At 42.5% G+C, this 21,229-nt stretch carries 20 protein-coding genes; 3 read left to right on the top strand and 17 right to left on the bottom strand.

The genetic code is table 11. The annotated features are described in order from the left end of the window. Window positions 1–21: 21 nt before the first annotated feature. The 10 genes from cbiD to CRO04_RS21120 form a co-directional block, all read right to left on the bottom strand. A complete protein-coding gene (gene cbiD, locus CRO04_RS21165; protein WP_242974590.1) occupies window positions 22–1,188 on the bottom strand; it encodes a cobalt-precorrin-5B (C(1))-methyltransferase CbiD in 1,167 nt (388 codons plus the stop codon). A 68-nt stretch (window positions 1,189–1,256) separates the two neighbouring features. After that, the gene (locus CRO04_RS21160) at window positions 1,257–1,478 is read right to left on the bottom strand and encodes a small, acid-soluble spore protein, alpha/beta type (RefSeq protein ID WP_097006236.1); all 222 of its coding nucleotides are present in this window, start codon (window positions 1,476–1,478) and stop codon (window positions 1,257–1,259) included. A gap of 117 nt (window positions 1,479–1,595) precedes the next feature. Beyond that, complete coding sequence (locus CRO04_RS21155; protein WP_097006235.1) at window positions 1,596–1,775, bottom strand: PspC domain-containing protein; 180 nt, start codon at window positions 1,773–1,775, stop codon at window positions 1,596–1,598. 38 nt (window positions 1,776–1,813) lie between these two features. Next, the gene (locus tag CRO04_RS21150) at window positions 1,814–2,713 is read right to left on the bottom strand and encodes a DUF4097 family beta strand repeat-containing protein (protein WP_097006234.1); all 900 of its coding nucleotides are present in this window, start codon (window positions 2,711–2,713) and stop codon (window positions 1,814–1,816) included. After that, window positions 2,710–3,456 (bottom strand): DUF1700 domain-containing protein, encoded by a 747-nt coding sequence (locus tag CRO04_RS21145; protein ID WP_097006233.1) that lies wholly within the window; start codon window positions 3,454–3,456, stop codon window positions 2,710–2,712. Before CRO04_RS21145 ends, CRO04_RS21150 begins: the two co-directional genes overlap by 4 nt. Beyond that, window positions 3,453–3,773 (bottom strand): PadR family transcriptional regulator, encoded by a 321-nt coding sequence (locus CRO04_RS21140; RefSeq protein ID WP_097006232.1) that lies wholly within the window; start codon window positions 3,771–3,773, stop codon window positions 3,453–3,455. The genes CRO04_RS21145 and CRO04_RS21140 overlap by 4 nt, the downstream gene beginning before the upstream one ends. A gap of 35 nt (window positions 3,774–3,808) precedes the next feature. Then, window positions 3,809–4,057 carry a PspC domain-containing protein gene (locus tag CRO04_RS21135; RefSeq protein WP_097006231.1) on the bottom strand — a complete coding sequence of 83 codons (249 nt, stop codon included), beginning with the start codon at window positions 4,055–4,057 and terminating at the stop codon, window positions 3,809–3,811. Between the two features lie 241 nt (window positions 4,058–4,298). After that, complete coding sequence (locus tag CRO04_RS21130; RefSeq protein ID WP_097006230.1) at window positions 4,299–5,234, bottom strand: ROK family protein; 936 nt, start codon at window positions 5,232–5,234, stop codon at window positions 4,299–4,301. Next, window positions 5,215–6,792, bottom strand: a complete 1,578-nt coding sequence (locus CRO04_RS21125; protein WP_207654495.1) for a cellobiose phosphorylase — start codon at window positions 6,790–6,792, stop codon at window positions 5,215–5,217. Before CRO04_RS21125 ends, CRO04_RS21130 begins: the two co-directional genes overlap by 20 nt. Before the next feature lie 13 nt (window positions 6,793–6,805). Beyond that, on the bottom strand, window positions 6,806–8,164 hold the full coding sequence (locus tag CRO04_RS21120; protein ID WP_097006228.1) for a glycoside-pentoside-hexuronide (GPH):cation symporter: 1,359 nt from the start codon (window positions 8,162–8,164) through the stop codon (window positions 6,806–6,808). Between the two features lie 140 nt (window positions 8,165–8,304). On the opposite strand from CRO04_RS21120, the gene CRO04_RS21115 reads away from it, so the two are divergent. Continuing rightward, complete coding sequence (locus CRO04_RS21115) at window positions 8,305–9,348, top strand: AraC family transcriptional regulator (protein WP_166432632.1); 1,044 nt, start codon at window positions 8,305–8,307, stop codon at window positions 9,346–9,348. Between the two features lie 140 nt (window positions 9,349–9,488). Here the strand turns inward: CRO04_RS21115 and CRO04_RS21110 are convergent, their stop codons facing one another. Both CRO04_RS21110 and CRO04_RS21105 read right to left on the bottom strand, forming a co-directional pair. Further along, a complete protein-coding gene (locus CRO04_RS21110) occupies window positions 9,489–9,938 on the bottom strand; it encodes a hypothetical protein (RefSeq protein ID WP_166432631.1) in 450 nt (149 codons plus the stop codon). A gap of 506 nt (window positions 9,939–10,444) precedes the next feature. Continuing rightward, on the bottom strand, window positions 10,445–11,680 hold the full coding sequence (locus tag CRO04_RS21105) for a D-alanyl-D-alanine carboxypeptidase family protein (RefSeq protein WP_097006225.1): 1,236 nt from the start codon (window positions 11,678–11,680) through the stop codon (window positions 10,445–10,447). Between the two features lie 191 nt (window positions 11,681–11,871). Between CRO04_RS21105 and CRO04_RS21100 the strand changes: the two genes are divergently transcribed. Further along, the gene (locus tag CRO04_RS21100) at window positions 11,872–13,278 is read left to right on the top strand and encodes a polysaccharide deacetylase family protein (RefSeq protein ID WP_097006224.1); all 1,407 of its coding nucleotides are present in this window, start codon (window positions 11,872–11,874) and stop codon (window positions 13,276–13,278) included. Window positions 13,279–13,353: 75 nt separating this feature from the next. Here CRO04_RS21100 and CRO04_RS21095 read toward each other — a convergent pair whose 3' ends face one another. The 5 genes from CRO04_RS21095 to CRO04_RS21075 all read right to left on the bottom strand — a co-directional run bounded on the left by CRO04_RS21095 (window position 13,354) and on the right by CRO04_RS21075 (window position 19,911). Beyond that, complete coding sequence (locus CRO04_RS21095) at window positions 13,354–14,046, bottom strand: response regulator transcription factor (RefSeq protein WP_166432630.1); 693 nt, start codon at window positions 14,044–14,046, stop codon at window positions 13,354–13,356. A 93-nt stretch (window positions 14,047–14,139) separates the two neighbouring features. Further along, window positions 14,140–15,453, bottom strand: a complete 1,314-nt coding sequence (locus CRO04_RS21090; protein ID WP_097006222.1) for a CitMHS family transporter — start codon at window positions 15,451–15,453, stop codon at window positions 14,140–14,142. 80 nt (window positions 15,454–15,533) lie between these two features. Continuing rightward, entirely contained in the window at window positions 15,534–17,690 is a 2,157-nt protein-coding gene (locus CRO04_RS21085; RefSeq protein WP_166432629.1) for an ATP-binding protein, read from the bottom strand. An 89-nt stretch (window positions 17,691–17,779) separates the two neighbouring features. Next, a complete protein-coding gene (locus CRO04_RS21080; protein WP_242974592.1) occupies window positions 17,780–18,733 on the bottom strand; it encodes a GTP-binding protein in 954 nt (317 codons plus the stop codon). 17 nt (window positions 18,734–18,750) lie between these two features. Beyond that, on the bottom strand, window positions 18,751–19,911 hold the full coding sequence (locus CRO04_RS21075) for a CobW family GTP-binding protein (RefSeq protein WP_097006220.1): 1,161 nt from the start codon (window positions 19,909–19,911) through the stop codon (window positions 18,751–18,753). A 239-nt stretch (window positions 19,912–20,150) separates the two neighbouring features. Here CRO04_RS21075 and CRO04_RS21070 point away from each other — a divergent pair, with 239 nt between their 5' ends. After that, entirely contained in the window at window positions 20,151–21,176 is a 1,026-nt protein-coding gene (locus CRO04_RS21070) for a PTS transporter subunit IIC (protein WP_097006219.1), read from the top strand. The last annotated feature ends 53 nt before the right edge of the window (window positions 21,177–21,229 follow it).

Here is a 21,229-nt window from a genome sequence, read left to right as displayed (position 1 = left end):
TTTACTTATCTGTTGTTTATTCTATGTATCTGACGCAGAATATTGTTTTATCATCTCCGGTACACCTGGTGTCATGGAAAGAAGTCCCAGAGTGTTTGAAAACGTTACCACTTCCACTGGAATCCCACCTGTCCAATCCATCATGTATGCCTTTATCCGTTTTACCACCTCGGACATAACCGGCTTTAAGATTCCCAGCTCTTTTAATATTCCGGCAGCCGTTTCCATAGTATTGGACTGGAGCAGGGTCTCCTTTGCTTCAATATCCAAAAACGTCCGGGCACAGTCCCAGAGTACCTCCATACGACGGTCACCATACCTGGAATGGGTATTTTCCACACCTCCCGCGACCTTTATCAGTTTTCCAATATGCCCTGCAAAAAGAACCTGCTCAAATCCTTCTTCCTTCACCATTGTACAGGATTTTCGGATAAAATTGCTGATGGTAACCCCTTCCCCTGCCGGGAGGTTTAACGTTTCCTTTATAAATGTCTCTCCATAATTACCAGGAGTTAAAATCACCTGTTTTTGACCAGCAGCCGCTTTCATATGAAGCTCCAGCCTGATGGTGGCAGTCAGAGCCTCCTCGCTCATGGGCTTTACAATTCCAGTTGTTCCAAGAATCGACAGCCCGTCTACAATTCCAAGCCTGGAATTAAACGTTTTTTCTGCAAGCTCCCTGCCCTTTGGAATCCAGACGGAGATCAGCAGGGAACCTTTATAACCGGCAGTTCTTCTTATCTCATCCACTTCATCAAAAATCATGCTCCTTGGCACCGGATTAATAGCCGGATATCCAACCGGGCAGGAAAGGCCGGGTTTGGTCACCCGGCCGATTCCTTCTGTCGCTGTTAAAACCAGCGTTCCAGATTCTCCGGCCGTTTCTCTCACATAGGAATTACCAGCTAAAGATTCGTCTCCAGTTAGAAATTCCACAGATGCAAAGATCAAAGCCTTGTTGGTAACATCCGGGTCATCACCTGCATCTTTTTCAACTGCGCATGATACCTTGTCCGGTCCCATGACAACATGAAAAAGGGGCAGATCGGCTTCCGTCCCTTTTGGCGTCATTAGTTTCATATGTTGTAACCGGCTATCCAAAAGCAGCATTGCTGCTGCCGCCTTAGCAGCAACCGCCGCACAGGTGCCAGTGGTAAATCCGCATCGTAATTCTTTTTTTTCCATCATTTGCTTCCTCTTTGAGGAATATTATAAAAGATTTTTGACCAGGGTGCAAGATAATTCCTGCTTTTCACCTATACTTCCTCTTTTTTCTCCAATGCGTCGTTTTTCATTTCCCGTTTTCTTTTGGTAATCAGACCGCCGATCCGGCCGCTTTCCTTAGCACTTAAACAGCGCCAGCCGCCCTTTATCACTTTCTCATCCAGACCAAGCTCTGTTGCTATTTCAAATTTAAGTATCTCCTCCGGTTTTAAATTGCGTGGATCGAAGGGTTCATTTTTCTTTCCTTTTGGCATACTGTCGTTCTCCTTTCATGAATCTAAAAAGAGTATGCCCGTTTCAAATGGAAATAAACTCCATTTAAACAAAACAAAAAGAAAGAAGCAAAAATCGCTTCTCTCTTTTCTCGCTGATTATCTCCTGGGTATGATCACCGCTGCTATGATATATGCCAGAATTCCAGAACCGGTACAGGCAAGAATCGCCCATAAAAGACGTATTATTGTTGGGTCTACATCAAAGTATTCTGCGATTCCGCCACATACGCCGCACAGCATTTTGTCCGTATCAGAACGGTATAATTTTTTCTCCATGTTTAATCTCCTCTCTCGTTTTCACCAAGCTGATATAATTAATAGAAATTCACTTCAATAGCACCTGTACTGCAATCCAGACTCATGTCTTTATCTGCGGAATAATCCCATTTATCTCCGCTTGCAATGAAAGCCATTTGATCATCTGCAATTTTTATGGCTCCCAGACTTGACTGGAACTTGTAATTATAATCTTCCTTTTTTCCTGAAAGCGAAAGCTTTACTGCTCCCACTCTGCACTCTCCATTAATATCTCCAGTCGTTGTTCCGGTATATTCCACTGCGCCCACATTACATTCAATATTTAAATCATTGACATTGCCCTTATTTACAGAGATCGCTCCTGCATTTGCTTCCAGTCTCATATCATCTGCTGATAACGAGCGGCAGATTGCAGCGGGAGTGACCCCATTTTTCTTACCAAGACCTTTTCTTCTGGAAACTTCCAGGTATACATCAGAAAATTGAAAACCCTTTGGTACACTGACCGTCATCACAAGATCATCGTCATCTAGTGAAAGCCCGCTGTCTGTTTTCAACTTCAAGGTTCCATTGTCTTCTTCTATATGCCAGCTGTTTTTCTGTTTATTGCTGTATATAGTTATTTCACTCACGTCCGGATCTTCTTTTATAATGAGCCTGCCGGTCCTGATCTCTGCAGACAGACTGTCCGCCATACCAGTGGTATAAATCTGACTTCCCTTTTCGGCAGGTTCCTCAAAATCTAAATAAGAGAAATCGTCCGTCGGTCCTGATTCATATTTATAGTCCATATTGTCAAATGAGAAATCATCCAGTGTGTTCCTCCAACGGATCGCTCCATTGGGAGTAAGATCCCAGATGCTGGCTCCATAAGATACTGCGGTAACAGCCATGGCCCCGCCTGCCACCATCATGATTAACCCTGTAATCAGACATCTTTTCACAAATTTGTTCATGTCCGGGTCCTCCTTCCATGCAGAAATCTGTTACATATATCGATAATGCTTCGGAATAAATACGGAAGAAACTTTCCATAAAACAAACCGCACACTGCCAGAAAAACAATGCCAAGACCAAGGATAAGTATGCCCAGCCCCAATAGCAGTATTCCGTTTAACGGGTGCAGAATCATGGCAGTAAATCCAGCAACAGCCAGGGCAAATCCTGCTGCAAGGAATGCAAACGTAACTGCTCCCAGGGCCACTACTGCCCCAAACAGCGCCCCTACAATTCCTGCCAGAATGCCGAGAATCCCTCCGCCTATCCCCAAAAGCATAGGTGATGCTGAAATGATCAGTATAATCCACAAAATAATCCTGACCGGGCGTCTGTCCTTCCTTCGTCTTCTTCTGCCCTCTTCCCGGCTGGATTGTTCATAACTGCTGTCCTCAGACGGCTGTCTGGTAACCTCCGGAAGATCATACCGCTTTGCCATCTGGTAATTGGGATCCCTAAAACGTTCATCCTGAAAACCGCTCTCTGTAAATTCGCCGCCATCCTTTAAATGACCATTCATATCTGCCCGGATCATGGCCGCAATACGCTCCGGACTTCCAAATTCCCGGATCACCGATTCCTCATTGTCTGCTCCCGCCTCTTCCAGATAATCCCTGTAGTATTCAATCGCATCTTCTTTTTCTTCATCCGGAATATCCGCCAGCAGATATTCCAGCTCTCTCATAAACTCATCCCTGCTCATATATGTGCCTCCTCAAAAATACGGGATATCTTCTGCGAATAGCCCGCCCATTCGCTCTTATAGAGATTTAACTGTATCCGCCCTTTTTCCGTAATCCGATAATACCTGCGGTTTCTTCCATCGTATGCAAGATCATATACTTCCAGACATTCTTCCTTCTGAAGTCTGCGTAGCACAGGATAAAGCGTTGATTCTGAAATCTCAATAACATTTCTTACATCCTGGGTGATCTTGTAGCCGTAAGTTCCTTCCTGGTCTTTTGTTACAACTGCCAGAACAATGGCGTCCAATAATGCTGCTCCTGTGTTAAAAACCATACGTCCACTCCTATCTTTCCTGTCTGCATAATCCTTTAATCTCTGTTTACATCAGGATTTTTGGGTATGATCACTGCTGCAAGTATATAAATAGCAATGCTTCCACCGATTAAGGAAGCTCCTGTAAACAGGTGAAACAGATGTCTCCATGTCTGAAACACCATAAGCAGAATCCATATCAGCCTTATCATAACCGGATCCACAACCAGATACTCACCAATTCCTCCGCAAACTCCACATAAAACCTTGTTCTTCACTGAACGGTACAAACGTTTCGATCCCACGATAGACCACCTTTCCTCTGACTTAATTTTTTCATCTATAATATTATTTATGTCTTTATATTATACGTTGTATAACATGATGTTATTATATGTCATATAATATTAGTTGTCAACACCTATTTAAAAAATATGCAGCCAGTAAGACTGGGCGCAGACTGCTGGTTAAATTGTTTCAAAACTCAAAAAGACACCTTTATGCAAAAAAGCGTAAAAGGTGTCAAATAGTAGCCAGTCTTACCCATCAGTGTGAGCTGTAATCGATATTGTTCTTCTTTATGTAGTGATACAGGGCACCAATGAGATTGGAATCATTGAAAAAGCGGCAGGCAGTGACCTCCGGTTTGGGTAAAAAGGGAGATAGTTTCCGAAGAGGATTCTCATTGCAAAATTTCTCCACATGGTTTCTGATATACTCAATCAGAAGAGGCTGCTTGCTGATACCGCCACCGATTGCCACAAGCTCCGCATCAAAAAGTACCTGTAAATTATAAATCCGAACCGCAAGCTGTCTCGTATAGCGTTCTAACCCCTTTAATACTTCCGGATTTCCCTGTTCTGCCATCTCAAAGATCCGGATTCCATCAAGCTCTTCCTTTGGAATTCCTGTTTCTTCTGACACCGCTTTTATCAGTGCCGGAGTTCCTCCAGTTGTTCCCCAATAACCGGTCATCTGATCCAGATTTTCATCAGCTACTGCCATGTAGCTGAATTCTCCTGCAGAAAAATGCGTTCCCTTATAAATCTTTCCATCGATGATCAGACCTCCTCCGACAGCGGTTCCCAGCACAAGCACAATCCCGTTATTTATATTTTTCAGATTCCCCATCCATTTTTCTGCCAGAGCCGCACATTTTCCGTCATTTTCAATTGTAACCGGCACTTTGCATCTTTCCTGAAGCAGTTCAACCATATTATGACCTGAAACACAGCTTAGCGTCCCGCCTGTATAGAAGTATCCTGTTTCACTGTCTAATATTCCGGGAGCACTCATGGCGATGCCTTTTGCCCTGTCTTTATACTTTTTGAAAATGGAATGCAGGGTTTCCAGATAATCCTCCAGTTCATCTCTTTTATAAACCTTTGTCTTAACTTTGCCTTTTTCAATAAATTCCCCGCCTTCATTCATAAGTGCATACTTAATAAACGTACCGCCTGCATCAATTACCAGATATTCCATCCTTATCCTCCATCTCCAGTTTTCGCAGCAAGTAGGCCGGAGTACAGCTCCATGCATGGCAATAGCTGTTTACAGCCGATGAACCATAGGGAGATTCTTCCGGATTATCCGGATTATACAATTCCCAGAATGTATCTGCCCCCTGAGAAAGCATTCCTCCCCAGTAATATTTCATATAATCCACCGCCATTTTCTTTTCCCCGCACAGAATCAGTGCCTCCACATAATGATGATTCATGTAGGGCGTCACCATCCCCATAGTGGGATTGATCTCAGTAATTCGTTTTATGAGCGCACCTGCCTCTTCACCTTTTATGACACCTGCCAGTATCATCCATACCTGGCTTGCATAAGAAACCTGACGGTTAGCCCCGCTGATAAACACATTAAGCTTTTCATCCCATAAATACTTCAAAGCCGCACTGCTGCAATACCCCTTTTCCTCCTGTAATTGCTTTGCAATCTCTTTTTTTCCCAGGATCTTAGCAAGTTCAATTGCTGCATTTAAGGTATAGATATAGATTGCCTGAGCACTTGCCTGTTTGTCAAGTCCTTCTTTCCAGTCAACAAAGCACCAGAACTTATCGCTGCCTTCAATTATATAGTTATTATTGAAACGCTCTCTTGCCAGTTCAATCTGCCGGTAAGCCGGCTGCCAAAGTTCCTTTAATGTCTCCAGATCCTTTGAAGCCTCATAGTAGTCCTTCAGAGTAGATACAAAAAACAGAGAATAATCAAACAAAAAAGTATCATCTACAAGATACTCCGGCTCTGTAAAAACACAGGCGCCGATGGCTCCATCATCTCTGGTAAGTCCGCCGAACAGATAGAGGCATCTTTTGACCATATCATAATTTTTGAAGGTTTCGTAATTAACAAGTGCCTGCAGCCTTAAATCCCCCAGCCAAAGGCGTCTGTCACGTTTGGGACCATCCTCAAACACAGACTGCATACAGTTTTGAAGAGTCCGTAAGCTTACTCTGTCCAGCTGTCTCATTAGCGGATCAGCAACGCATGCCACCCCTTCCATACTAACTGCCGAAACGGCCCTGCATATAATTTCCTCCACTGCCACCTGATATTTTAAAGAAGTATCCACCACATAAATCTCCAGATAGCGGAACGCATACCTTCTCGGCAGCTCCAGACATGCGGGAAGTACATCAATATGTATATACTCTTCCTGAATCCAACCCCTGCTGATCCAGCCATTGTATTCCTCGGAATTTTCTATCATTTCTCTGGCAATTTCACCGAATTTCAGCCTTAAGTAAGCAGGTGCGTCCTGAGGACTTCCGGCTGATTTTAACTTTAAACTGACATAGCCTACCTGATGATCTCCAAAATCCAGAACAATAGAATCTCCTTTTTTCAGTAAAATACCGGATAAATCTTTAAGCTTTGCTCCTGGATGGATTTCCCCTTTTTCATCCACAGTTACAATCCCAACCGGTTTTACAATATTTTCTATCAACCTGCCCTCCAGCTTTTTTGCTTTCTCTACAAACGCCTTATTGGTAACTCTTTTCATTTTTAAATCAATACTGACTGCCGCCATAATTATTCCTTTCTTAACGTTTTGCCACTCTTCTTTCCTCTAACTCTCTGTTAATCTGCGGAAGCTTTTTATCCAGATCATACATAAGAAAAGTAATGATAGTCAATATATTGGCTGCAAGCGGGATCCATATATACATGGCACTGATGGCATTTAAAGCAGAGCCTGTCTGAACCTGTGCGTTTGCCACATAACCGCTTGATGCCAAAAGTGCTGCTGCCACAGAACTTGCGACCGCCATTCCCACCTTGCCTATAAATCCGTTTACTGCCGACATGGTTCCTGCAATGTTAACTCCTGATTTCCATTCACCATAATCCACCGGATCAGGCTGAATGGCAAAATGCATACTTCCCTTCAGTCCATATCCCAGGGCTGCAACTGTCACGCCTGCAATTACAACAGGAACTGAGGTTCCTCCTGCAAAAACAATGAGAAGTCCGGCTCCGTGAAATACAGAGCCTGTTATCATCAGATTTCTTTTTGAAGTCATACGAGCCAAAAACGGAACACTGAGATTTGTAGCAACAGGTATTAAAGTTGTAATGGTCGCAGCCACGCTTGATAGTTCTTTATTGTTGAGGTTATAAGTAAAGTAATATATGATGGCCCCTGCCTGAATTATAAAACCGCCGAAAAACCAGATAATATTGGCGGCAAACAATAACCATGGCTTATTGTGAATCAGACAGTAAATACTGGCCTTCAGGCTTACCTTTTCTTCATTGATACGCACTCTCTCTTTTGTGTTATAAAAACAGAAGAAGAATACCAGGCAGCCTGCAATACCAAAAATCATCATAACGATTCGAAATCCTACAGCTTCATTTCCGTTGCCAAAACGGTCTACCATCCTGAGAGCAAAGGCAGATACTACAGTAGAACCCATATAAGAGAAAAACACACGGCTGGCAGCCAGGTTGGTTCTCTCCTGCGGATCAGCAGTCAGAGACGGCAGTATGGAGGCCATAGGAATATTTACAATGGTATAGGCAAGAGATAATAGCATATAGGTTACATATGCATAAATGAGCATCCCCTTCTGTGAAATATCCGGTACGCTGAATGCCAGAAATGCAGTCACTGCAAATGGCACCGCACCAGCAAAAATCCATGGTCTGGATTTCCCCCATTTCGTATTGGTTCTGTCTATAAGAATCCCCACTGCCAGATCTGTAAATCCATCAAAAATTTTAGTTACCAGAAACATGACGCTTACTGCCGCTGCATTTAAATGCATCACATCTGTATAAAAGTATAATAAGTATAATGAAATCACCTGCCAGATCAGATTACAGGCAAAATCAGAAGAGCCATAACCAATTCGCTGCCTCCACTTGCTTTTTTTAATCTCTTTTTCAAACGTATCCATCTTCTCAGTCTCTCCTTATTTATTGATAGTTGTATACTATCATCATGCAAAGGTTTTGACTAATGACTAATTTATGTTATTGACTTGATATTTTTTAACATGGTACACTTATGAAAAGATTACGCCCGGAGGAAGCTGTCATGAAAATAAACAAGAAGAAATTTAAAGAATTTATCGTTTCATATGATGAAGATGAAGAATTTTACCGCCGTCTTTTTGAGGCGGAACAGCGCTCTCCCCAGACTTTTCCCTCCTATGTGGATTCATTGGACCAGGAATATATTGAACGGCGCCAGCTATATGTTCCCTGCCTGCACCCAATCTGGCATCCATATATCTCTGAAAACGCATTCTTTAAATCCTCCTCACAGAATATTTACATTAATAAACATAACCGCTATACTCCGGAATTTATTCATGAGCATGAATTTTATGAATGCTTTTACGTGTATTCCGGCGCCTGCTCCAATACCATTCAGGGGAAAAAAAGAGTGTGCAAAACCGGAGATTTATGCATTATTCCTCCTAAAACAAGGCACAGCATTGCCGTATTTGATGACAGTGTCGTGATTAATATCATGATTAAAACCAATGCCTTCCATTCAACCTTTTTTGAGCTGTTTGCCAACAACAATGCCCTGTCCCACTTTTTTGCCTATACCTTGTATAAAAAAACGGAAAATAATTACCTGCTGTTTCATACCCGGTCAGATGAGGTAATCTGCAATCTAATCGAAGACATTTATATTGAATTCTACGGACACGAAAAGTACTCTGATCCCTTACTTGACAGTTATCTTCTCACATTCTGGGCGATCCTGCTGCGCCGGCATGAAAAGCATCTGGAAAGCTTTTTAAATACCACCCATAAAAACCTTGCCCTGCCTGATATCCTGAATTACTTTCAGACACACTTTATGGATATTACGCTTTCCTCTGCTGCAGAATATTTCGGCTTTTCGGTCCCCCATTTCAGCAAGCTGGTCAAGGAACATACAGGCCAGACCTTCGTTAAGCTTATCCGGAATATACGTCTGGAAAAAGCCTGCCGGGCACTTAAGACTACAAATTTAAGCGTCTCTTCCATCTGCGAAATAATTGGTTATACAAATCCGGAGCACTTTAACCGGATTTTTAAAGAAACTTTTCATATGACTCCCGGAGAATATCGAAAAAATAAATGAATACCTTCGGCACACAAGCACCTCTGTTGTACTTCTATTGGTGGTTATATCTTCTAACTCAGCATCGTCTGTTACCTATGCCCTGCTCTCGCAGGGCTGATATAAAATCATTATATGGCATAGTATTTTTATGCCCCATGTTATTGTTTAGTTAATTCATTATATAAATAATGATTATTTTCATCTAAACTATATTCTCCAATTAATTCTGTTATTCCAAGATTTGTATCCCACTTCCCATATTTGCCATATTCATAAGTATTAGTAAAAATAATTGCCGTATTGTCTTCAAATGCAATGACAATATTATCATTCATTTTACTGCTTATTCTTACAAAGTCTGCGAAGTCGGAATTGGAAATATTAGCAAAATCGTCTTTTTTTAAATCTATCCGAACTGACTGACCATAGATCTCTTCACCATATTTGTATTCAGCATCAGTATAATGAGCTGTATATTCATTTAGCTTATTATCTAATGATATACCTTCAACCTCAGCATTTTTTTCATATTTGTTACTTTGCTCACTTTTACACCCTGATATAAATAATGAAATAAATAATAATAAAAATAAAAATTTAATTTTCATAATAACTGTACCTTTCATATTAAGAAAGGAGCAGAACAATTCTGCTCCTTTATCTTTTAATTACTTAAATGTAGTAGTACCTTTTCCAGATTGTTTTTTTATTTAATAATTTTACTCGAACTTATAGTTACGTCTTTAATATAACAGACATTTTTTTCCAAATCAATGGATTTAATAATTTTACTAAATTTTCAATAAATAATTAAATATTAAATGATAATTTGTAATGTTTTCCTAATATTTACATACTTATATGCAAAGAAAAAATTTAAAATATTGGATACGAATTAAATAAATATTAGCTTTAAGCTTTACAGCAATTATATCTTTCAACTCTGTTATAGATTTAATATATCTTTGTACAGTCTTTATTTAAACTAACCGTATGGTCTTATCACTTCACAAAAAGCATAAATAACAGCAGGTATCCTCTGTAAGAAATCAAAAGGATACCTGCTGCTATAATCCAAAACCAGACGTGCAGACATCTGCATAATTCTTTTTTTCTACAAACCAAACACATGCAGCAGACGTTTTAAATAATCTCCAAACTTCGCCTCCCGCACAGCTCCTGCTGTCAGAACCGGCACCTCACCAATCTTTTTTCCGCCAAGAGTGTATACCAGATTTCCTGCAGGCTGACCCTCTTCTATGGGTGCAGTCACAGAAGGAACCAGCTCCAGTTTCTTTTCAATTGCAGTGAAGTCTTCCCCCTTCAGGCTTAGATAGGAAAAAGAACCGCCGTATTTTAAGGGAACTATCTCGTCTACCCCGTTATCTACAATCATATCCGGAAGGGGAAGCATCTCTTTATCTTCATATAGTTTGCAGTTTGCATAGCCATAATTTAACAGCGTCTGGGCATCTGCGAATCTCACTTTATAATCCGGTGCAGCCATAATAGAGGCAATCAGACGGACACCATCCTTTTGCGCAGTCGCAGAGAGACAGTACTTTGCAATGGAGGTAGATCCGGTCTTTAAGCCGGTTACCTGAAAGTTTGTTGCCATTTTTAACAGTTTATTGGTATTGGACAGGCCAAATTCCTTTGTTCCCTGTTTTGTCACATGGGTAATGTTCTCCATCCAGATTGTAGAGTAATTATGAATCTGCGGGTACTTGTTAATCAGTTCCCTTGACATAATAGCAATGTCTCTGGCGGTGGTAAGATGTGTGGGAGATTCCGTAAGACCACAGCAGTCCTCAAAATGGGTATTTGTCATTCCCAGACCGGCAGCCCGCTCATTCATCATCTTTACAAATTCATCTTCAGTTCCCGCTATGTATTCTGCCATGGCAACGGAAGCATCGTTGCCAGAAGCCACAACGATACATTTAATCAGGGTTTCAACGGTCTGTACTTCTCCCTCTTCCAGAAACACCTGTGATCCGCCCATAGATTTTGCATGAGCACTGGTCACAACCTCATCAGTCAGTTTGATTTTCCCTGAATCCAGAGCATCGAAAATCAAAATCAACGTCATAATCTTTGTGATGCTGGCAGGGCTTCTTTTTTCGTCCGCATCCTTCTCGTATATGACCTGCCCGGTAGATGCTTCCATCAAAACCGCGCTTGGAGACTGCAGGGTGGGTCCGCCTTCTGTATTAACCGCCTGGGCCTCTTCCGCTTTTACAATCATGTCCGAGGCAACCGCTATATCCGGTTCCTGCGCGGCCACAGTCTGGCATAAGCAGGAAAATAGCAGAAAAAAGCTTAATAAAAATGCTGTAACTCTTTTCATGTTATACACGTTCCTCTGGTCAATCGCTTTATACCATTGTATGGGACTGCTTCCCGTTCATATGCCACTTTTCCCAAAAAAATTTACTTCATTTTCATTTCATCTTTCTACAAAGTATGCTATACTTGGACAGGGAATATTATTGTAGTAATTGTTTCATCCAAAATATAATAGAATTATGAGGTTTCATTATGAATCAAAATGATTTCCGTAAATGGAATGTTGGAAAAGGGCCAAAACACTCAAAAAATCTTCTGGCGGTCATCCTTGTGGGACTGCTGCTTATATTGGTTGTGATACTCTGCGGGATTATTATCAGTAAGAATATGCAGAACAAGATTCTGCCTTCTGATTCCTCTGCTGCAGCCGTTTCTTCCGAGAGCGAATCACAGCCCTCTTCTGAGGAACCTTCCTTAGCGGACACTTCAAAAGCAGACGAACTGACAGCGCTTTTATCAAATGCCGAACAGCTTGCTTCCCAATACGATTACGATGGAGCCATAAACCTTTTAAAATCTGATTCCAGGTTTGCAGCAAAGGATGAAGTCATTTCAGCCGTTAACAGCTACGAGACTTCTAAGTCTGCACTTGTCCGGATTAATCCTCTTGATGTCACCCATGTATTCTTCCATTCACTGATTATGGATACAGCAAAGGCTTTTGACGGTGATTCCAAGCAGGACGGCTACAACCAGATGATGACCACCAAAGATGAATTTATAAAAATGATGCAGTCCATGTATGACAAAGGTTATGTTCTTGTAAAAATCCATGATCTGGCATACGAAACGAAGGATGATAACGGTAATCCAAAGTTTGTGTATGGCGATATTATGCTGCCGGCAGGGAAAAAGGCATTTGTTCTGTCCCAGGACGATTTATGCTATTATGAATATATGGAGGGAGACGGCTTTGCCACCCGCATGATTATTGGAGAAGACGGTTATCCTACCTGTGAGATGAAGATGGACGACGGCAGTGTTTCCGTGGGAGATTATGATTTAGTTCCGATCCTTGAAAACTTTATTAAAACACACCCTGGGTTTTCCTACAAGGGAGCAAGAGGAATTCTGGCCTTTACCGGGTACAACGGAATCCTCGGCTACCGGACAGACGAAGCCTATAAAGATACCAACCCCAATTACGAAGCAGACCGCCAGACAGCCGCGAAGGTGGCACAGGCGCTTAAAGATCACGGCTGGGAGCTTTCTTCCCATAGCTGGGGACACCGGAACATGGGTTCCATTTCCATGAATCACTTTAAAACCGATACTGATAAATGGGAGCGCAATGTAGAGTCTCTGATTGGTCCAACTGATATCATACTTTTCCCGTTTGGAAGCGATATTGGAAGCTGGACACCCTATACAGACAGCAATGAACGGTTTACATATTTAAAATCCAAAGGTTTCCGCTACTTTTGTAACGTTGATGCAAGTAAGCCTGCCTGGATGCAGCTTGGTCCAGACTACTTCAGACAGGCCCGCAGAAATTTAGACGGTTATCGGATGTTTTATTATCCGGACAGCCTGTCGGACTTATTTAATGTCAACGATATTTTCGATCCGGCAAGACCTAAACCCGTTCCTCCGATGTAAAAATCAGCTCTGGTCTTGAGAAGTGATCTGTAAAACCGAACATAAAAAGAAAGGACGAATTGAGATTCGTCCTTTTTATTTTACCTCATCTTTGAATATGTATCCAAGCCCCCAGGCTGTCTTTAAATATCTGGGATGCTTTGAATTATCTTCTATTTTATCCCGTATCCTTTTTATATACACCATGATAGTATTGTCATCCACAATGGAGTTTTGCCACACATTCACGTATAGCTGCTCTTTTGTGAATACCTGATTCTGGTTTTCCATGAGAAACTTAATTAAAGCCAGTTCTTTTGACGTCAGGAGGATCTGCTTTCCACCCTTTCTCAAGGTGAAATCACTTAAGGACAGCCGTAATTCTCCGCATACCAGTTCTTTTTTCGCTTCCAGATTATAATCCCTGTTTCTGCGGACCAGCGCATTGGCTTTTGTGGTCAGCAATTCCAGACTGAACGGCTTGGTTATGTAATCATCTCCTCCCAGAGTGATGGCAAGAATCTTGCTCTGTTCTTCCATCTGTCCGCTCAGGAACAAAACAGGAGTATAGATCCCTTTCTTCCTGATCAGATTTACCACATAAAATCCATCCATATCATCCATGATTACATCAAGAATAATTAGATCATAAACATATTGTTCCAGCAGCTGAATGGCTGCAGTTCCGCTGTCTGCCAGAGTCACAGCTTTATTTTCTCTTTCAAAAACCTGTTTTAACGATAAACGAACGGAACTGTCATCATCAATTACTAAAATTCTGTCTGTCATTCCTATCACTCCCCGATTATTGCATGTACCTGCTCCAGTATAAAGCAAACCAGAAAAAAAAGCAAACAAGCAAATCATCAGATACGATTGATTCTACAGTTGTACAACCCCCATTAACAGACCACCTGCAAGCATAACCATCGTCACTGCGAACAGCCATTTAAAGCAGAAACGGATGTGATCCTTTAATTCCATATCTACCAGCCCGATGGCCAGGTAAGTTGCAGGTACCAGCGGACTGATCATCAGCACCACATTCTTTCCAATCATCATGGCAATCGCTGTATTTAAACCAGATACTCCAAATTTAGTTCCCACCTCGATAATCAGAGGCATAATTCCATAGAAATACGCATCGGTGCCCACTACCATACCAAGAGGCATACCTAATATTCCAAACACAATATGGATATAGCGTCCCAGGGCTTCAGGAAGAATGCTGATGATGGCATTCGCCATGGCATCCAGCATATTTGTTCCGTTCATGATTCCTACCATGGCACCTGAAGCCAGCATTGTGGCAGAAATGATCAGTGCTGTAGGGGCGTGAGCTTTAATCCGTTTGTCCTGCTCCTTTAAAGATGGGAAGTTAATAATCAGTGCAGCCGATAAAAATAACATAAACAGCACATAAGAGGTTGTGATATTTAACATCAGGGCGGCTATCAGCCCTACTGTCAGAAGAATATTAATCCAGAGAAGCTTGGGCCTTTTGAGTTCCTGACCTTTTTGATCATCGGATGCGGCAGCTTCAAGGATGCCGGTATCTGACGCTTCTCCAGTAAGACCCGCTCCTCTTCTCTTTTCCAGAGTGCCCAGCACTGCAGCTAAAAGAATGGTAACAACGCATCCTAGAATCTGGATAGGGATCAGCATATGCCACAATACGGTGGCATCCATTCCGAGTACGGTAGCAGTACGGGCAGTCGGACCGCCCCATGGAAGCAGATTCATAACTCCCATGGCAGATGCTACAATGCAAAGAAGCACCTGGGGACGAATTTTCATCCGCTTATAAATCGGCCACATAGAAGGAATACTGATCAGTACGGTGGTGGCTGTAGAACCATCCAGATGCGCAATAATCGCAATTACTGCAGTTGCAACCGTTATGGACACTACATTGGCGCCGGCTTTTTTGACCAGAAAGTTAACAATAATGTCAAAGACGCCTACATCTGACATGACTCCAAAGAATACAACAGAAAAAATAAATAAAATGGCGTTACTGGTTGTTTTGCTTACACCTTCTTTAATAAAACCGCCCACTTCTCCAATTCCGTAACCCATAATCAGTGCTGCAATGGTGGGAATCATAATCAGGACCACAATCGGTGACATTTTCCCTTTTAACAGCAGAGCTACGATGGCAATTACCATGATAAAACCAATTGTTGCTACAAACATAAGAAACCTCTCCTTTTATTTTTATATTTTAAATATACGGACAGGTTCTTACTATTTTTTGACTGATTTCTTAATAACTGTTAAGAACTAAAAAGAGATTCCAGCGCCTCTTCAATCTGTATCATAGCAATCGGTTTTTCTAAGATTCCATTCACATTCTTTCCCGCTTTTTTGCACAGTTCTTCATAATTGGAAGCTGCGGTGAGGAGAAGTATTTTAGCATCAATCCCCATACAGCGTACCAATCCTGCAAACTCAATCCCATCCATCTCCGGCATGGAATAGTCTGTAAGTATCACATCAATATCTTTTGCGTCTTTTCTTAAAATCCCAAGAGCTTCTACCGGGTTTTTACAGAACTGAACCTTATATTTTCTTTTTTCCAGTCCCTTAACCAGTGCCTTCCCCACTCCCTCTTCATCTTCTACCACCAGGATACGCTGAAAGTCGTTCTTTCTTTTATTCCGGCTACGCCGAAGCGTTGCCTCTTCCTTTTGACAAAGAGGCAGGTCAATGTGGAATACCGTTCCTTTTTCAGCTTGTGACTGCACGGAGATGGTTCCACCTGCCGCCTCAATCAGCTCTTTGATAACACTGAGACCAAGTCCTGTTCCTGCACCGTCTTCCTTCGTTGTAAAAAAAGGATCAAAAATGTGGGCTTTCACCTCATCAGACATACCCATTCCTGTATCTTCAAAGGTAATCTCATACACTTCTCTTTCTTTTTTTATCATGTGCTTTGCAGACACAGTGATACGGCCCTGTTTCCCTTTCATGGCATGGACCGCATTGGTGCTTAGATTTAATATAATCTGGGAAATCATTGTCTCACCGCTTTTAATATAACATTCTTCCGGGGAGATATCTTTTTCCAGACGGATACTGGCTGGCACTAGTTTTTTCACCATTCTGAGGCTTCGTTCCAGCTGTTCTTTCACATTAACCGCTACCAGTTTTTCCCCGGTGGAATCCTTTCTGGTATAAGAAGCCAGCTCCTTTGTCATTTCCGCCGCCCGTTTTGCCGACTGGACCATTTCAGCTACATTTTCCCTGGTTGCTGTATCCACCGACGGATCTCCAAGAATTAACTCTCCATAGATCAGGATAGGGGTGAGATAATTATTAAATTCATGGTTGATCATTCCAGATAAAGCCCCTATTTCCCATAGCCTGCTTCCATGCCTGACCTGCTCCTCCTTTTGCTGCAGCTCCTCTAGTGTGCTGTTTAACTCCCGCAGATACTTCACTTCAATTTCCATGGATCGGGTCTGATTCTCTTGTTTCATGTAATAATACAGGAATGCCCAGAACAAGATCAGTATGATTGCTGCAGCCAGCAGATTTAAACGGGCTGCCTGATTCAGAGGCTTTTCAATTTCCTTATAATTTAAGGTGACGTTTACAATCCATTGTTGTTTCCCAACTTGAGTTCTGGTATAAACAAGTACTTTTCTTGCCTTTGTCAGCTTACTCCACCAATAGCTGTCAAGGAGTTCCCTTCCTTCCTCATTCTCCTGCTGCCGTTTTAGCAGTTCTTTCAGACCTGTCAGATCCAGGTTATAGTCTTTATATTTTTCCTGACGCCCCTCTACCGCATTTAACCCAATCTGATCCTCCGTAGGATGCATTAAAATAATTCCCGACAAATCTTTCACCATGGAATATCCATTGTTCCCGACTTTAATTGGCTGAACGATCTTTTTATAAACTTCCCCTGTATTGATCGCTGCTACCGCGTAGAAAATCCGGTTCTGTTTCCTTCTCTTCACCCTGGAAACCATAAATTGTGTAAAGTGACCGGTTCCTGTCAAAACAGGTTCCAGTAATACAGCCTTTCCCTCTCTGAAATCCGATTCCAAAAGTGCCCTGTTAACCGCATCTTCTTCTTCCGATTTGTAGTTGATACCACTGAACGAGAGAACTTTTTTATCTTCTCCCAGCAATGCAATGGACGAAATATAATCCCTGTTTAATTCAATGTATGACTTTAGATATAGTTCATCTGATTTTTCCGCCGCAATTGGAATAAAAAGAGAAAATTCCTCCAGCTTTTCCTTATAAAATATGCTTAGGCTGTTGGCAGTAGATTTTGCAGTCACCATAAGATTATCCTGAGTCATACCGATCAGATGTTCCCGGTAACTCTTAAAAATCCAGAAATTCATTGCCAGCAGAAGTATCAGAAAACACAAGCCTGCTGCAACCCCTCTCAGACGCCCTCTTTTTAATATTTTCAACTTCATCACTCCCATGAACCAAAAAAGCAGTTGGAATAATAAAAAACGTTCTTCCAACTGCAATTATTGAGGATAAAAAATCCGTTTGGTTAAAATTGTACGAATCCTTTCACTGGATTGGCTGGTATCACAGACTCTGCATATAAAACCGGTCCCTCTCCCTCATAATCCTTCCAGTATTCATACGCGATTCTGGCTTTGACACGAACCCACTGTTTTGTCTCAAGACTCCTGGCATCTTTTGATTTTGTAATAAAGCCCAGAAATGTCATATCGTCTTCACAGCAGGTCATGGCCATACGACCAGGAACAAAATAATTCTTTGGGAATTCAGGGGTCTTTAATACCATGGCAGTAAATTCCACAGTTTTCCCTTCATAACGGTCCCGGCGCTCCATACAGTCCAGATACCAGATACCATATGCCTCCGGTGAAATCTCCACCAGATCTGCACTGATATCATAAGGTAAGTCTTCTTCTGCTATCTCATTAACTTCTCCTTCGGAGTCCTCAAATACGATTTCTCCTCTGGGACACATCGCCTTTAATGTACGACGGTAACCGGATAAATCCTCGATTCCATCGCAGCGGTTGCAGATAATCATCTCGGAATTGCGCACCATGGAATAAAGGAGGGATTTCATATTGGCGGCATACAGATCAAAGGTAGACATATCAATCAATGTGATCTGCTGATAAACTTTCCAGTCATCAGGAAGCTTTAAATCATCTAAATTCCACATGCCATTCCATTCAATCAGCACTCTCTCCGGATTATACAGCAGTTCCAGCTCCAGTAGCTTTTCCTGGTTTAATTCTTCCAGACTGTCAATATAAATGGCAGCCGTCTTTGTCCGTTTCAGCAGTTCGTCACTGTATTCCGTTTCTCCCTCCTCGCAGACAATCAGAAGCGTCTTCCCTTCAGCCTTAAAATAATCCTGTTCCATAGTGAATTGAAGAAACTGGGTCTTTCCTGACTCCAAAAATCCATCAATCAGGAAAACCGGCATAAAATCATCTTCCATTTCGTCGATATTACTCATCATTTCCTCCAATACTTCTATTTTCCAAAGGCCTGTTTTAACGCTTCTTCTTTCAGATTCGCTCCGATTACGCAAACCTTTCCAGTGTATTCCGGTTTACCGTCCCGAATTTCATACTGCTCCGGTACCAGATCAAAATAAAGCCATGTTCCTTTTTCCAGACCTGGAATCATACCCTTAGCACGAAGTACATCACCAAAGCCATCTCCGTATGCAAGCTCGTCAAGGATCCGGTCCAGTGTCTCCTTACTCATTGCAGGCACATTCTCAAGTCCCCAGCTGTTAAATACTTCATCTGCATGATGATGATCGTGGTCATGACCGCAGCTGCATCCACCTTCATGATCGTGATCATGGTCGTGGTCGTGGTGATGGCCTCCACAGCCGCAGCTTCCCTCTTCGTGGTCATGATCATGGTCGTGGTCATGGTGATGGCCTCCACAGCCGCAGCTTCCCTCTTCGTGGTCATGATCATGGTCGTGGTCGTGGTGATGGCCTCCACAGCCGCAGCCGCAGCCGCATTCTTCATGATCGTGATCGTGGTGTTCTTTCACTTCCTTTAACAGATCTTCTGCCATAGTATCCGGCTTTTCAATGATTTCCAGAAGCTGCTTTCCGCTTAATTCGTCACAGGGTGTTGTAACAACCACTGCTTCCGGGTTCAATTCCCGGATTATATCAACTGCAAGATCCAATTTATCAGCGGCAGCAATATCTGTACGGCTTAATACAACTGTGCCGGCATTCTCAATCTGATTGTTGAAAAACTCTCCAAAATTCTTCCGGTACATTTTACATTTCTGAGCATCTACAATAGTAACTGCACTGTTTAACGTTACCTGTATTTCAGCTGCCACATCTTTAACAGCTTTCATTACATCGGATAATTTGCCTACGCCGGATGGCTCAATGATAATTCGGTCCGGATGATAATTAGTAAGCACTTCTTTTAAGGATTGTCCGAAATCACCAACCAGAGAACAGCAGATGCAGCCAGAATTCATTTCCCTGATTTCAACGCCGGCATCCTTTAAAAAGCCGCCGTCAATTCCTATCTCTCCAAATTCATTCTCAATCAGGACAACCTGCTCACCGGCAATGGCTTCCTGCAGAAGTTTCTTAATAAAAGTTGTTTTACCGGCTCCAAGAAATCCGGATATAATATCTATCTTTGTCATACGATTCCATACCTCTTTTCTTTCCAGAGTTTAACATTACAACTACTTATTGTGTCACAAACAGAGGACAAAGTCAAGCAGAGGTCCCATGGTTTTTCTCCGCATATTGTTAACGTTTTATCAATTTTCTCCTCAATTGGAAAAAAAACTTGATTTTTGGGCATACTATGATAAAATACTTGCAACTGCTTTGACGAAAGGTCAAATGTGTGCACCAAACAAAAAGGAGAGTTTTAACCATGGAGAAACGCGGCGTAAAAGAATTCCTCAAGAGGAAGAACGTCACAATCACGGTCCAGACCTATCTTATTGACGCATTGGGTGCTATGGCATTTGGCCTTTTTGCGTCTTTATTGATCGGAACCATCTTCGGCACTCTGGGCCAGCAGTTTCATCTGGAACTATTCAATGTAATTGCAGATTTTGCTAAAAGTGCCACAGGCGCAGCTCTTGGAGTCGCAATTGCCTATGCCCTTCACGCTCCTGCACTGGTACTATTTTCTGCAGCCACTGTTGGTATTGCAGGCAATGCACTGGGCGGTCCCGTGGGCGCACTGGCCGCAACAGTAATTGCCGCAGAACTTGGAAAAATGGTATCAAAGGAAACCAGACTGGATATTCTGGTAACGCCGGGAGTCACCATTATTTCCGGTGTTCTGATTGCACAGTTTGTGGGCCCCGGGGTGGCAGGATTTATGAACTGGTTCGGAAGCCTTGTAAAGACCGCCACAGAGCTGCAGCCCTTTTATATGGGAATACTGGTCTCTGCTCTCATCGGTATCGCATTGACGCTGCCAATCAGCAGCGCAGCCATCTGCATCGCTTTATCTCTCGATGGACTGGCCGGCGGTGCGGCAACTGCCGGGTGCTGTGCCCAGATGGTGGGATTTGCCGTCCTTTCATTCCGGGAGAACGGAGTCGGCGGTCTCATGTCACAGGGTCTTGGTACCAGCATGCTGCAAATGGGAAATATCGTGAAAAATCCGAAAATCTGGATCCCTCCTACCCTTGCCTCTATGATTACCGGTCCCATAGCAACCATGGTGTTCCAGTTAAAAAACATTCCAGCCGGTTCCGGAATGGGAACCTGCGGGCTTGTGGGACCAATCGGCGTTTATACAGCCATGGGCGGAGGTAAAACCATGTGGCTTGGCATTTTGTTTGTCTGCTTTGTCCTGCCCGCCATTATTTCGCTGGCAGCCGGAGAATTGCTTCGAAAAGCAGGCTGGATTCAATTTGGTGACTTAAAGCTGGATTTAAAGTAAGAACCACAAAAGGGAACTGGCATTTAACTGCCGGTTCCCTTTTAAGATTCCTT

Source organism: Lacrimispora amygdalina, from assembly GCF_900205965.1.
GTDB lineage: Bacteria > Bacillota > Clostridia > Lachnospirales > Lachnospiraceae > Lacrimispora > Lacrimispora amygdalina_A.
Note: the sequence above shows the minus strand (reverse complement) of the source record. Positions and strands in the feature narration are given on the sequence as shown.